This is a genomic window from Streptomyces sp. NPDC015127, from assembly GCF_043080095.1.
GTDB lineage: Bacteria > Actinomycetota > Actinomycetes > Streptomycetales > Streptomycetaceae > Streptomyces.
Map to the genome: position 1 here is coordinate 1 of NZ_JBIBVE010000051.1, position 13,513 is coordinate 13,513.

Consider the following 13,513-nt stretch of genomic DNA (forward strand, 5'->3'; position numbering starts at 1 on the left):
ACCGTCGAGCGACTCATGCGCGAGGACGGCATCGAGGGCGTGATCCGTGGCCAGCGGCCGGGCACCACCATCCCCGAGCCATCAGCCCCCAGGCCCCCGGACCTGGCCAACCGACGCTTCGTCGTGAGCCGGCCGAACCAGCTCTGGGTCGCGCCCTCACCTACATTCTCACCTGGACGGGCTGGGTGTCCGTGGCGTTCGTCCTGGACGTGTACTCGCGGATGATCGTCGGATGGCAGCTCGCCACCCACATTCGCACGGATCTTCCTCTGGACGCCCTGGAGACGGCCTTGTGGCGGCGGGGAATCAAAAAGAGCTCAGGACTGATTCATCACAGCGACCGCGGCTCACAATATGTGTCGATTCGCTACGGCAAGCGTCTGATCGAGGCCTGGCCCGGCGCCGCCCAGACGTCGTGCTGGCCGACCGCGGCTACGACCACGACAAGTACCGCCGCCTGGTCTGGGACCTCGGAGTGAAACCGCTCATCGCCCGCCGGGGCACCGAGCACGGCTCCGGACTCGGCACTCAGAGCTGGGTCGTGGAACGCGCCTTCGCGCACCTGCACTGGTTCCGCCGCCTGCGCATCCGCTGGGAGATACGTGACGACATACACGAAGCCTTCCTGAGCCTGGGGTGTGCACTCATCTGCTGGCGCCGGCTCTCACGGCTGGCCCGGGACACTCCTGCCCAGCAGCCATTCCCTGACGCTCGGGGAGCTGTCCCGGAGTCGGCTGACCCCCATGCCCTCGTCCCGTGAGGTCACTCTTGGAAGAGAAGTGAAGTCATCAGGCAGGACGTCCAACAGGCTCATCACGCGGTCTCCCGCATGAAGCGTGATGAGCAGTTCGCACCGCAACTGGCGTGGGGTGCCGGGGCGACGAGGCAGGCTGTTCCACAGAACCGTCAACAGGTAGTGGGCGCAGCACTGGCCCGCTTTCAGAGTACTGGAACTGCCATCCGGTGGCGACAACAAGATCTAGGACCGCCAGTCCTTCCCTGAGGTGTCAGGAACACGCACATCTGTAGTGAACCCATCAAGTCGTCGAAGAAGGATTCATTCGCAGCACATCGGCCACTACACCATCCTGGTCCATGCAGACCCGATTTCCTTGGGAAACCACATAGGGGCCGCGGGTGTTGGAGACCTGCGCGGCGGTGTTCGCGAAACCCAGTGCCGCGCCCGGCGGCGTCCGTCAGTGCACCCATATGGCCCGTGCCGTGACCTCGCGGCATTCGCGTGGCGCTGCTGTATCTGCTGCCCCGTCGGAGTTGCTCGGAGTGCATCACGTCAAGCTCGTTCCGATACGCCAGGCGCACGGAACGATGCGGGGACAGGACTCACTTGAGGCGAGGGGGAGTCAGCGGTTGGCAAGAACGACCCAGACTTGTCCGGGGGCGAATTTCATTGGTTCTCCTGTGGGCGTGCTGAAGGTGGTGCCCTCCTCGGCGTTGGGGCGGTGCCAGCGAGCTTCATAGCTCTTGCCGTCGCGTAGCACCAGAGCGTGGCCTGTGCCGATGGTTTGGGTGTATGGAGAGACGTTGCCCCAGCGGTCCTTGAACTTTGACGGGCGGATGCTGGTGTACTGGATCACCACTGTGGATGCGCCCAAGCGGCCGTGGTCCGTTGTTTGTGCGGGATTTCCGTCCATCGATATCTGCCATCGCCTTGCGGTGTTGGACCAGGTGAAGGTGAACCGGGCTGCCGGATAGCCGACTGTGTGGCTGCTGGCTGGCTGGCCTCCCGTGGGAGCTGGCCCGAAGCGGAATCCAATGTCTTTGGCCGTATCTGCTTGCGGGGCCGCTGCAAGAATTTCAGCGGGATGCACGTAGAGATTGTGAGGTGCCTGACGGCTGCCGCCGCGTATGAAGCCCTTGGGGGTGTTGTCCGGGGTGAGCGGGGACAGCGGCGCGGCTTGTATAAGCGGCTTGAGTGCTGATTGGGAACCGGAGTAGGCCAGTGCAGGACGCCCGAACTGGCGCAGCAGTTCAAGGTCAGATTCCCGCGCGCTGCGCACTGGTCCGATTACGGAGGGCTGTTTAGAGGAGAAGACCGCCAGAATGCGGCTCTGGCCTGCCTCCACCTGTTCAACGTAGACGATGTCGGCATCCTGCAGACCAGTGTGCGGCCGTGCTGGGCCAACATTGTCGACCTTGACTGCCAGTACATCACCGGACCGGCCTGGCAAGCCTGTAAAAGGAGAGACCGGAGTGTCCGCAGGGGCGGGCGCGTACTTGACATGAGCATAGCTGGCAGTTGCTGAGAGTGGGTGGGGTGCGCGGGCCTTCTCAGCGGAGGCTTGCTCGGATCTCGCTATTGCACCTGAAGTACCGGCCAGGAGGCCACTCATCAGCGCAGCCGAAACTCCGCAGGAAACGGTAACGTTGAGTGGATTCGGCAGGCTGCAGACCCGCATGGAACCTCCCTCGATCGGTGTTTATTTTGGCTGCAGTACGGCAGCAGGATTAATGCCATGAGCAAGCCGACGGGACGTTGGAGCGGCGGCTGCGACCGTTCATGGCATGGACGCAGGGCAGTCCTTCCTGGAAACAGCTCGCGATCAGGCGCTGGTCCCTGCGTCCCGCACTTCCAAGCTCCGCCCGACGACTCCAATTCACTTGAGCAACAGCTACCCAAAGCGAGGAGTCGTGTGGGTCGACAAGGAAGAGCTCGTTCCTCGTGCCCCGCGCGGTTCGAGCTCCTGCGATCGGATGACGCCTGATCCGATGCTCGGGCGAGCGCCGACCACAATGCAGCCCGGAACGCTTTGCATCCGCCGTATGGGATCTTGAGCGCTCGTTCCAAGCTACCTGGCTGGAAGGAAGTCACTGCGAGCACGCCGTGTCACGCACGCCACCGCCGGCAGGATTCTCCCGCATTTACTGATCGTTCAGAATGAGGTGGGGCTTCTCAAGCAGATAATGCTGCAGGCGAGTTGGAGGAGGGGCCCGGGTGGGCGTCTGCGCGTGTCTCGTAGCGGATGATACAGGCGTTTGAACTCTGGAGCCGGCCCGGCCGGGCGGGTGATCTTCAAGATGTATGCCGCGTGGGTGGACGAGCAGCGGTTGTGCCGAAGTCATTGCCTCGGCCTGCGAACCAACTGCTGCCTGGGCCGGTGACGCAGACATCTGCGTCTTCTTCGATCGGCGGGGTGGAATCACAGCAGGGATACCAACTTAGGTGATGTCGTGTTGGCTTCCGCTGGTCGACGAGACGCCGAGCGGAATCCGTCCCATTGGACGATCTCATGAAGCTTGCTGCCCGGGCGACCCCCGGTCGACCGGGCGAAGGTCCGCTGTGCCCCTCCTTGGAGGGCTCTGACGTGAGCGGCGTCAACTGCGCGTCGTTTAGTAGGCCGCCTTGAGTAACTCGGTCAGCGGAGCCCCGAACAGCTGAGGCCACACTCCCGCTACGGCCCAATCACGACAGAGGCCGCCAGGTCATCCCGTTGCAGCCGATCAGCTCTCAGCTGCTACGTCCCTCCAGACCACACTTTGCACAGTATGTAAACGATGCCTCGCAAGGCAGCGCGGTCATTCGGCCAGCGGGCTGGCCGACATACACCGATGCCGCGATGGTGCGGGCGGCGCCCGCGATGATCGCCGCGTCTCGGGCATCGGTCTTGGCTTCGCTGGGGTAGAGGTCGGCGATCCGTCGCATTGTCAGGCCAGGAAGGTAGGCCCACGGCAGCCCGCGTCGCGGGCGACAGCCAGCGGCAGGGCTCCGATCGAGGCCGGCTGGTCGACGACGACCAACACGGTGCCATGCCTGGCCTGCAGATTCGTGAACAGCTCACGCAGCCGCGGTTCGTTGGGCAATGGCTTGTCGAACACTCTCTTGCCTGCTGGAGTAAGCGCGGTGCCGTGATACGCGGTCGTCCACGCAGGCGCCTGCGCCGGCTGTATGCACGCAAGCCGTGAGCCCCGGTGCTGTCAGAGACCCGCATTTCCACTTCTGCCGCGGCAGGGAGGTGATGAGCTGATCGACACGGTGATCGATGCTCACGCGAGTGATGACGGTGCCGTTGCAGCGGTTGGCCATGACATGGAAGACGTCCGCCTGCTCGAGCCGGTGACGCCAGGGCTTGCTCTGCCCGTAGGTCCTCGTCCCCGTCGCCCACGGCCCGCGCAGTGTCCCGGGCCGACGTCTGGGCGGTTGCATGAGGCAGTGCTCGACCGAATCGACGAGAGAGGGTTGCTCGACCCGTCCCGCACGGTCCTCGACTCTGCCCGCGTGGGCCAAAAGAATGAGAGCGGACACAGGTCCGAGCCCCGTGGACCGGGATAAACCGTATTCCAGGATGCACGTCCTGTCGGACTCGAACGGACTGCCCCGGTGGTCAGCGCCTCCGCTGCCAACACGCACGACAGCATCGGGCTGAAGCACATGGTGGCCGCTCTCGAGATAGGCACGAGCCCCACCACGACTGCCACTACAAAGCCCGCAAACTTCACGCTGACAAGGCATACGGCATACCTGATCTGCGGAAATGGCTACGCGGCAGCATCGGCGTCCGCATCGCCCCAAAAGGCGACCGACTCCAGCCAGCGATGCGGGCGCCGACGATGGGCGCCGAAAGGACCATGTCTCCGGCTGACCGGCTACTGCGGACCCAATAACCGCTACGAACGCCACGCCCGCAACAACCGTGCCTGCCTCGGCCCCGCCGCCGTCCTCTGCTTGCTACAAAACGATCCATCCGACCCACCACACATGGGTAGGTTGACTGACTTGCTGTAGCCGTGCGCGCACTTGACCAGGGCTGCTGCCAGGACCGGCGCTTGGGATCGGCGTTCCTGCTTCCGGCGAGTGCCTCTCACACGTGTGCGGAGAGGCAGACAGATGGAGGACGTCTCTTCGAAACCGCGTCCTTGAAGAAGCAGTGGGGAAGACAACGCCATTATGCAAATAAGGGAGGCCTCTGCATAGCGATGCGCGACACGCAAGCTTTCACTTTCAGAGGCATCCGCTTACCCATCACATAGCTAAGATCAGCCGGAGCACGTGACCGAGTACTTGCCGTATCCAGCCAGGTACCAAGTGTTTGTAGCATCATCATGACTGCTCGCCGTGTACCCGCTAGTTACCAGCCTGAAGCTACAGGTGGAATTCTCTTGCCCCTCAGGAGCGGTTCCGCCAACACCGCCAGGAATGCTTGCGCCGGAATACAAATCTGCATTCATCTTGTTAGCAGCGTCCGTCGCGGAAACCTGCGAGTACACCTGAATATCTGACATGTATTCGTAGGTACAGATTGTCACCGGCTGCCCCATCTTAATTCCCGTGCCGCAGGACTTTTTCACTCCAGTAGAGGTCGCTTCAGCGTGTGCCGGAGTGAGTGAAAGTGTCACCACAGCGGCAGCTGCCCCCACGCTGGCAAGTAAACGATATGACCTTTTCATGGCCTTAACTCCTTATGTAAGGAATGAGTCACTGAAAGCAAGTTTAGCGGAGTAGATGCGTCGGGTTTGAGTAATTACTACTTGACTGACTGGCATAGCCACTCAATCGCCAGCTCTGGCTCAGGCAAATGCATGCATGATGTAAAGTTGCTTTTACCTGGAACTCTTTATCGTCCTGGCTGCAGATGTGCGGGCATGAACTTCTATACGGCACTTCGTGGTCGTAGCCCGCAGCTGCGGAGTACAACAGTTGGGCCGACGGCGGGGCTGACCGCCCCGCACCGGCGGCACCGCCTGGAGCAGCGGATGTGCTGGGTGACGTCGTTTTAGCGAATGGCTCCGTTGGAACAAAGTGGGTTGAAAATCAATGGGAATCCAGGAACCTCAGGCGTTACGCCGTCCAGTGCTGGTGTACATCTGAGCCCCTAGATGTTCTGAGGCAGCTTCTGGTGAATCTGGTAAGGCTGCGGAGGCTGCTGATCACGACGCCAACGGCGAGCTCAACCCTGCCCCCAACTGCGCACGAGCAAGGCCGTCAGTCATCAGCCTGAACGTCGTGAAACGATGACTTGGCGGTAAAGCTGGGACGAGAGCGCCCAGGGAACCATGCAGGCCGCGCCCGTGCGTCCATCAAAAAGCGCTGGCTAATCTTCAATGGCGCAGTTAAGTTTCTAATCGCGCCGTTCGCTGAAAGGGTTACATCAGTGCGAACACTTCTAAAGAAAACCGCGGCAGTGGCAGGAACAGCTGCGATTGCAGCCGGGATATCGTTAGCCACAGCTTCCCCGGCTGCGGCTTATGGAAAGTACCTCGAGACCACGCACGTCGTCTGCCCGGCGTACAACACCGGAAGCTGAACCTCTTTCATCCTGAGTAGTCGCAGGTCATGAGCGTGTGGAGGGCTTGGACGGTGCGGCTGATGCGAGGGGCGGAACAGCGGGCTTGCATCGCCCCTCGCCGCATGATCACACCACCCCAAAAACCCGGCCCTGGCCTGCTCGAACACAGCCTTCTGTAACACGCTTAGCGAGCTCGTGCATGGTTGGCAGCGAGGCGTCGAGAGCTTCGGTGTGGCTCGGGTTCAGATCTGCCGTGCCGAGGTCTGGGTCTGCTGATGGAGAGCAGGTCGGCGATGGCTTGGACCGGTGTCGCTCATGTGCTCTCGGCGGCCGAGGTGGCGGGCCAGGGCTCGCCAGTGCCTCAAGTGAGCGATGCCGTGCTCGACCCGGATGCGCCGGGAGCAGTGGGCTTTGCGCTGTCGTGCGTGGATTTCCTCGTACCAGTCGGGGGCGTTCTTCTTGAACTTGCGGTGCGGTGGTGTCACCACACATCCGCCGGTCTGGGCGCCGAGGCCCTGGTAGCCGGCATCCGGGAGGATCTCCAATGCCGGGCCGTCGGCCAGGAGCTTGACCAGCCCTAACTGGCGGGCATGGGTGATGTCCGCGCAGCTTCCGGGCCTGGCCGGGCTGCAGAACGGCACGCGTCCGGCCCCGGCCGTGAGAACCATGGCCTTGACGGCGTTCTGCTTGTTCTTGCCGGAGATGAACTTGTCCCGGTCCTTGCGTCCGGCGGCGGGGCGGCGGACCCGGATCTCGGTGCCGTCGATGATGCCGGTCTGCCCGCTGGCGCCGAGGTGGTCGATGACCTCGGCCAGCGTTCGGAGCCGGACGCCGGGGCTGATCGTGCATCCGCGCTCGGCGAGCAGGGGCCGTACCTCGCCGACAGCCCGGTCCGTGCGGCAGCTCGGGCCGCTGTTCGGCTGCTCGTCGGCGACTGTGTGCCGCGTCATTCAGTGGCTGCGGCCACTGCTGGCCATCGAGCCGGCATCCCGGCCCGTCAACCCGGTCGAGCGGTTGTGGATTGTGGACGGCACCCTGGTCCCGGTCCGCGACCGGAAGGTCGGTGCCTCCTCACGCAACTACCGGTTCTCGGCGGACGTGCGGGTCATCATCGACGCCGACGCGAAGCTGGTGGTCGCCGTTGGCCCGGCCGGTGCCGGGCACCACCGCGGATGCGAAGGCGTGGCGGGACTCCGGCCTGGCCCGGCACTGCCAGGGCGTGACCGTGCTGGGCGACGGCGCCTACATCAACACCGGGCTTGTCGTCCCGCACCGCAAACGCCCGGACCGGGCCCTGCTGCCGGGCGGGGAGGAAGACAATGCCGAGCGCCGCAGGGTCCGGGCCCGCGTCGAGCACGCCTTCACCCGCATGAAGCACTACAAGATCCTCCGCCACTGCCGACAGCGCGGCAGCGACCTCCACCACGCGGCCCAGGCCATCGCCCACATACACAACCTCGCCCTCACCGCATGATCACACCGCCCCGAACCCCGGCCCTGGCCTGCTCGAACACAGCCTTCTGCAACACGCTTTACGAGCTCGTGCATGGTTGGCGGTGGCATGTCGAGATCTTGATCATCGGTCATGGTCTGTGTGGTGGGGAACCGGACGCGTGCAGCGATCACCCGCAGTCGACAGATAACCGGGCTGGACCCTGAGGTGATCGCCGAACTCGTAGGGTGATCGGCCCGTTATGGCAGGAACGGCACCAGGCGGCACTCGGTTCGCGACCACGTCGGCGAGCTGTCGGTGCTGGTGCCAAACACAAGCTCCTGAAGTACGGCCGTTGCTGGCCCAGCAGGGCTGCACCGTCGCGCCCGGCCTTCGGCTCCGCACACTTGCCGAGGTGGTCGACCACCTCGGCAAGAACGAGAAGACCGGAATCATCGACGGCACCGAGATCCGCGTCCGTCGCCCGGCCGCCGGACGCAAGGACCGGGACAAGTTCATCTCCGGCAAGAACAAGCAGAACGCCGTCATCCATGGTCCTCACGGACGCGGACGGCCGCCTGCTGTACTGAAGCCCGGCTGAGGCCCGCGAGCTGCGCGGACATCACCTACGCCCGCCAGTTAGGGCTGGTCAGACTCCTGGCCGACGGCCCCGCGGTGGAGATCCTCCCGGATGCCGGCTACCAAGGTCTGGGTGCCCAGACCGGCGGAAGTGTGATGACCCCGCCACACCGCAAGTTCAATAAGAACGCCCCGGAGTGGTACGAGGAGATTCATGAGCAACGGCGCAAGGCCCACTCCTCACGCCGCATCCGTGTCGAGCACGGCATTGCCCACCTGAAGAACTGGAGAGCCCTCGCCCGCCACCACGGTCGGCGTGAGCACATAAGTGACACCATCCAGGCTGTCGCCGTACTGCTCTCTCACCAACAAGCGGTCACCTTCGCGCTCGATGAACGAGCGTGAACACTGGCCAGTTCACGGCCCTCGACGTCCACCGCCAACCATGCACGAGCTCGTAAGGCAGGGGCCGATGACATCCCGGAATTGTGGATGAAGAGCGGGTCCGTGGAGGGTTTGAACGTGTGCGACCGGTTCGCGCGAGAGCAGATGGCCGCCAGATCCTTGAGAGATCTTCCGAGAGACGCCGGGACTCGGCTCGTCGCACAGGTCGTTCAGAGCCGTGCTCCAGGAGGGGCGCCACCAGATGCGGACCGCGTCCGAGGCGATCCACAGGCGACGGGACACCTCCATGATCAGTGACCGTCAGCGCACTCCAGCAGGGGTAACATCTGGGCCAGCGCCTGGTCCGTCGTGCGGCGACGCACCCACCCTTCCAGCACAGACCGTTGGGCATCAGTCACCCGATCAACCGCCGAATCTGCCGGATCCGGACGACGACTCATCCCCTTCAGTGACGAATCTCCGACTCACGTCACGAGCGAGGAGCGTATGCGTTCGACTGCGCGCAAGACCTCTGCCCGGTTCTTCGCGCGCTTGATCCATGCCGGTAGCCGGGCAATGAGTGTCATTTTCCGCCCCCTGTCATGCCACGGAGCACGTTCCCGCAAAGGCGCCTGCACAAACTGCCTAATCAACTCGAGATGCTCCAGATTGTATGCCCAGAGCCAGCCGTGCCGTGTTTCGAGCTGCAGCCACAGCGGCACCTGGAAGTAGGGGTCGCATGCCTGCCCGTTACCCGTGAAGAAGCCTGGGCCGTCGCCCGATTCCCGCGTCAGGCCGCAGTTGCGGCAAATGAGACGACGTGGCGCGGAGACCGAGGGCCTGGATGCATCGGAGGCCAAACAGACGCCCGGGACAACGTGAGCAACCTCTGCGCACTTCGGGCAGCGGACGAGGACCGTGTCAACGAAGCGGTAGTTCGTGTGGCGCGGATCGCGGAACCGAGAGAGGGGCGGCATGGCCATTCACTTAGTATGGGACTCACATCTTTTCCTGGTCTATGCCCGCGGGCTTCATTCCGGGCACGATCATGCTCGTAGGAACTCGGCCAGAGATACGGGGCCCGCGTAGCAGTGAATCCGGCGACAGTACCAGCTAGCGCGGGAGGGCGCCGTCCAGTGCGCGGCCAAGCCGGCACCGCGTGAACGCCAGCGGCAGGCAGCAGGGACGCATCGCCTCAGCCGCGGCACAGTCTGGAGGAGCTCCAGCCCGTGCCGCGATCCGTGTCGGCTCTTCGCCTGCGGCCGCTACACACTCGACGGGCAACCCCGCGCCGAGGGAAGGAACTGGAACCGGCCCCGCTCCCAGAATGCCGGACTTCGCTACAGTGCGAGCCTGTTCAGCATATGGACCCGCAAGAGAGGTCGAGTTCAACACTGCCCGCTCCCTTCAATCGGAGATACCAACCGTCCTGTGACCCATGAGCCTCCCTGCCGCTGCCCCAGGCAGTCGTACCTTCAGACACCGACCCTACTGGTATGAGGTTCAGTCAGGAATGGTGCAGGGGAAATTTCAGGATGTGTCCTACGCGAAAGGAACTGGAGTCCGTAACGGAACCTACCGGGACCCTCGAGGTGTGGGTGAAAAAGTTTTTGATCTTTACCAGAAGCTTCACTGGTCACTCCATCGTTGCGTCAAAGCGCGCGCAGCATCTGTTGGGCTGCGATAGGGCGAGTTTGGGAAAGGCCCGCAGAAGCGGTGGAATCGTGAGACAACACTGTGCTCACTCAGGGCTCTCGCCCGAGGCGGTTTGCCTGATCACCGCGTGCCATCAGGTTTGCAAGGGTCAGCGCGCCCAGCATGAGCAACTACTACTTGGCTAGCGGTCCTGATGGGCGGATGCGGTGGTCCGTCCGCTCGTTCAGTGCAAGGACTGCACAGGGTCCAGTGGTTGTCTCCTGCGGGCGCCGCCCTCAGACGTCCCCACATCCTCAGCCGCTAGCCCCCAGTCGGCAGGGCTGTTCCGGCACAGAGATCTGGACCACTCTCTCGATCTGGTCGGCACACTCCGGGATTGTGCAGGCATATCGCGCCGAGGCAGGTAGGCGCGGATCACCCGGGATGAGTAGCCCTTGTCAGCTTCAATCCGCGCCGGGCGGATCTGCGGCTGGCCTGAGCCGCTCGCGCCCTTTTCGGGTACCGGCCGCGTGCCGAAGACCGCCCTCGCCGGGACCTCGGGGCTACCGGCAAACTCACCCGAGCCTACCGGCCACAGACCAACGGCAAGTCGGACGCTCTAACAGCACCTGCTCGACGAATGGACCTATCTCAAGCCCGACAGCAGCACCGAACGAACCAACGCCCTGGCAGACTTCCTCCACACCTACACTTCCCACCGCGCTGGCCGGACACCCGCATCAGTTGTGTGAACAACGCTGCGGATCAATGCAGTTGAGCGCTTGACTGGCATGTATCCGTCTTGTGCTGTGTAAGGCGACGCGCTCGTAGGTAAAAAACAGGCCGGACGGCAGAGCAGGCGATCCGCCGGCCGGCACGTCGGACATGCACTCTGCGCAGACAGGTGATCCCCTTGCTGATGCTCTCGGGCAGTGGTTAAGTGGTCGTTCTCCTCCTGGTTATCCAGCAGGTATACATCAGGCTCCTGATCAGGCCATAGGGACTGCAATATTGCAGCTGTCGGCGCTCAATGGGCCTCAACAACGGCTGGGCCTGTATTGGTGGGCCTGCCGCCGTACCTTTCCACCCGGAGAATCCTATGCCCAACGGTTACACGAGAGACGATGCACCTATCAAGGGTCCAGTCATGAAGCTGGATGAAGCGGCTTATGAAGAGTTCAGTAAAAAATTCGACGGAAGCCTATGGAGGCCCGGGGATTCTGGCTACGGAAAGGCTAGGACGCTATGGAACGCAGAACTGGACTACTTTCCGGCCCTGATCGCACAGTGTAGAAGCGTAGCCCAAGTGCAAGCAGCCATCAAATTCGCCAAGTCAGCAGATTTGAAAGTCACAGTACGTGGTGGTGGCCACGACATCGCGGGAAGATCGATGGCCGACGGAGCGCTCGTTGTGGACGTCTCCGCGATGAATAATGTCCAGGTGGACCCAGAACGTCAGCTGGCTATTTGCGGCGGAGGCAGCACATGGGGTGATCTTGACCGCGCTTCGCAAGCTCATGGCCTTGCAACAACAGGAGGTCAGGCCTCGACCACCGGAATCGCAGGAGTTTCCTTGGGAGGGGGAGTTGGATGGCTGATGAGGCGCTATGGACTGGCCATTGACAATCTCCTGGCGGTCACCATCGTTACGCCGTCGGGTGATCTTATCCGTACACATGAAGGCAGCTTTGACGAGCTATTCTGGGCGCTTCGAGGAGGGGGATTCGGGTTTGGGGTAATTGTGTCCCTAGAGTTCCAACTGCATTCTGTGGGCCAGGTTGTAGCAGGCAAACTATTTCACCCCATCGGTCGTCTGCCTGAAGCACTCCGCCTCATCGAAGAAGTTGCCGAGAAGGCACCGGACGATCTTACTGTACTTCTGGTCAGCGGAAGAGTCCCCGACATTCCGGAAGTTGACGCGAATGTGCGCGGAGACGCCGGATTCTCAATCGTCGTATGCCAGAATCTGGCTGCAGGTGGCGATAATGCGGCAGCGGGTGCAGCTCTACGAGACATGCAGAATTTTGGCCCCCCTGTAGGTAACACGGTCAGGAAGATCTCCTACATTGAGCTTCAGACCATGTATGACGCATCTCCAGCTGCGCTATATGGATACGGACAGTCTGTGCAGTCGCTCTACCTTAAGGGAATGGACGATCGAGTCATCCAGGTGATTTCACAGAGGCTGAATGAGGCGCCTTCGGGGATGTGTGTAATTGAACTCATCTCCCTTGGAGGGGCTATTGGTAGAGTGAAAGTGTCGGAGACCCCATTCTCAGGAAGGAACGATACTCTCTTCTGTGTTTTTGCAGCTACATGGAGCGAGCCGGAACAGGCTGCAGAACACATGCGCTGGACGCGAGAGTCGGGCGAGGCGATTCGGGAAGCCGCGGGAACCGGGCGGACTTACATCAACTATATTGAGGCGCCTCACTGGAAAGAGCAGCACCGCGAAAGCCTAGGGGAAGATGCGATTGCAAGATTGCGGGCACTCAGGGATGAAATGGACCCAGAGGGAGTGTTTTTGTCCAGAATGGACTGACGATGGTTAACGGAGCTCTCTTATGTGCCATGTCAAAAAATGCCTGGAAATCGGCAGATGGGATGTGACCATCTTAGTGGAGGATCTTCGGGGATACGTGTAAAGAGCCTTGGAAGCAGCGAGCATTCTACCGGAGATCGAGGTGAAACTTTACCCACTCGAGAGTGGCGCATAGGCCGTACTCTCCTTCAGCTGCGTTCAGGGCCAGGACCATCGCCGCGTAGTATCTGCGCCCGGGAATTCGCCCATTGGCATTAATCGCCGACTAAGTCACGAAGGCCGCGGTTTTTCCTGCAAGGCTGTGTTGAGGTCGCGGCGGCTGGTGACGTTGAGTTTGCTGAAGATGCGTTGGAGGTGGTTGTCGACGGTGCGGGCGGAGAGGAGGAGGTGGTCGGCGATTTCTTTGCTGCTTTTCCCTGAGGCTGCCAGGAGGGCGATTTCTCTTTCCCGGTTGGTGAGGGGGGTGTCGGTTTCTGCTGTGCGCAGCAGGGGGGTTCTGGCGCCGGGGCAGTGGGTGAGGGATGTTGCGGTGATCTGGGCTGCGATGGTGGCTTTGCGGGGGCGTCCTTTGCGTTTCCAGGCTGTTGCGGCGGCGGTGGCGGCTTCGGCTGCCAGCAGGTGGGCGCCGAGGGTGTGGAGGGTGTCTGCTGTTTCGGTCAGTGCGTCGGGGTCGTCGGCGGCCAGTGCTGCGGCGAGGCG

General features: G+C 62.4%; 8 protein-coding genes and 5 pseudogenes. 7 read left to right on the top strand and 6 right to left on the bottom strand.

The genetic code is table 11. The features are described from left to right. A pseudogene (locus ACF08N_RS36965) lies at positions 1–392 on the top strand (DDE-type integrase/transposase/recombinase); the annotation flags it as partial. Positions 393–403: 11 nt separating this feature from the next. Then, positions 404–670: pseudogene (locus tag ACF08N_RS36970) on the top strand (IS5/IS1182 family transposase); the annotation flags it as partial. Between the two features lie 691 nt (positions 671–1,361). On the opposite strand, the gene ACF08N_RS36975 reads toward ACF08N_RS36970, so the two are convergent. The 4 genes and pseudogenes from ACF08N_RS36975 to ACF08N_RS36990 form a co-directional block, all read right to left on the bottom strand. Further along, positions 1,362–2,417 carry a DUF3048 domain-containing protein gene (locus ACF08N_RS36975; protein ID WP_392329107.1) on the bottom strand — a complete coding sequence of 352 codons (1,056 nt, stop codon included), beginning with the start codon at positions 2,415–2,417 and terminating at the stop codon, positions 1,362–1,364. Between the two features lie 1,157 nt (positions 2,418–3,574). After that, positions 3,575–3,906, bottom strand: a pseudogene (locus ACF08N_RS36980) (IS110 family transposase); the annotation flags it as partial. Positions 3,907–4,992: 1,086 nt separating this feature from the next. Continuing rightward, positions 4,993–5,403, bottom strand: a complete 411-nt coding sequence (locus tag ACF08N_RS36985; RefSeq protein WP_392329108.1) for a hypothetical protein — start codon at positions 5,401–5,403, stop codon at positions 4,993–4,995. A 1,081-nt stretch (positions 5,404–6,484) separates the two neighbouring features. Continuing rightward, positions 6,485–7,192, bottom strand: a complete 708-nt coding sequence (locus tag ACF08N_RS36990) for a transposase family protein (protein WP_392329109.1) — start codon at positions 7,190–7,192, stop codon at positions 6,485–6,487. On the opposite strand from ACF08N_RS36990, the pseudogene ACF08N_RS36995 reads away from it, so the two are divergent. The 3 genes and pseudogenes from ACF08N_RS36995 to ACF08N_RS37005 all read left to right on the top strand — a co-directional run. Then, positions 7,125–7,716: pseudogene (locus tag ACF08N_RS36995) on the top strand (transposase family protein); the annotation flags it as partial. The gene ACF08N_RS36990 and the pseudogene ACF08N_RS36995 overlap by 68 nt on opposite strands. 373 nt (positions 7,717–8,089) lie before the next feature. After that, entirely contained in the window at positions 8,090–8,275 is a 186-nt protein-coding gene (locus ACF08N_RS37000; protein WP_392329110.1) for a hypothetical protein, read from the top strand. Between the two features lie 44 nt (positions 8,276–8,319). Beyond that, a complete protein-coding gene (locus ACF08N_RS37005; RefSeq protein ID WP_392329113.1) occupies positions 8,320–8,658 on the top strand; it encodes a transposase family protein in 339 nt (112 codons plus the stop codon). 464 nt (positions 8,659–9,122) lie between these two features. Here the strand turns inward: ACF08N_RS37005 and ACF08N_RS37010 are convergent, their stop codons facing one another. Then, entirely contained in the window at positions 9,123–9,614 is a 492-nt protein-coding gene (locus ACF08N_RS37010) for a hypothetical protein (protein WP_392329114.1), read from the bottom strand. 1,211 nt (positions 9,615–10,825) lie between these two features. Here ACF08N_RS37010 and ACF08N_RS37015 point away from each other — a divergent pair. Both ACF08N_RS37015 and ACF08N_RS37020 read left to right on the top strand, forming a co-directional pair. Then, positions 10,826–11,050, top strand: a pseudogene (locus ACF08N_RS37015) (IS481 family transposase); the annotation flags it as partial. 369 nt (positions 11,051–11,419) lie between these two features. Then, positions 11,420–12,814 carry an FAD-binding oxidoreductase gene (locus ACF08N_RS37020; protein ID WP_392329111.1) on the top strand — a complete coding sequence of 465 codons (1,395 nt, stop codon included), beginning with the start codon at positions 11,420–11,422 and terminating at the stop codon, positions 12,812–12,814. Positions 12,815–13,084: 270 nt separating this feature from the next. On the opposite strand, the gene ACF08N_RS37025 is transcribed toward ACF08N_RS37020, so the two are convergent. After that, positions 13,085–13,513: response regulator transcription factor (locus ACF08N_RS37025; RefSeq protein ID WP_392329112.1), on the bottom strand; the 429-nt coding region annotated here is incomplete at its 5' end.

Excerpts from the sequence above, each read along its gene's own strand:
- ACF08N_RS36990 (WP_392329109.1), bottom strand. The coding sequence starts at position 7,192 with ATGACGCGGCACACAGTCGCCGACGAGCAGCCGAACAGCGGCCCGAGC.
- ACF08N_RS37010 (WP_392329114.1), bottom strand. The coding sequence starts at position 9,614 with ATGCCGCCCCTCTCTCGGTTCCGCGATCCGCGCCACACGAACTACCGC.
- ACF08N_RS36975 (WP_392329107.1), bottom strand. The coding sequence starts at position 2,417 with ATGCGGGTCTGCAGCCTGCCGAATCCACTCAACGTTACCGTTTCCTGC.
- ACF08N_RS37020 (WP_392329111.1), top strand. The coding sequence starts at position 11,420 with ATGAAGCTGGATGAAGCGGCTTATGAAGAGTTCAGTAAAAAATTCGAC.
- ACF08N_RS36985 (WP_392329108.1), bottom strand. The coding sequence starts at position 5,403 with ATGAAAAGGTCATATCGTTTACTTGCCAGCGTGGGGGCAGCTGCCGCT.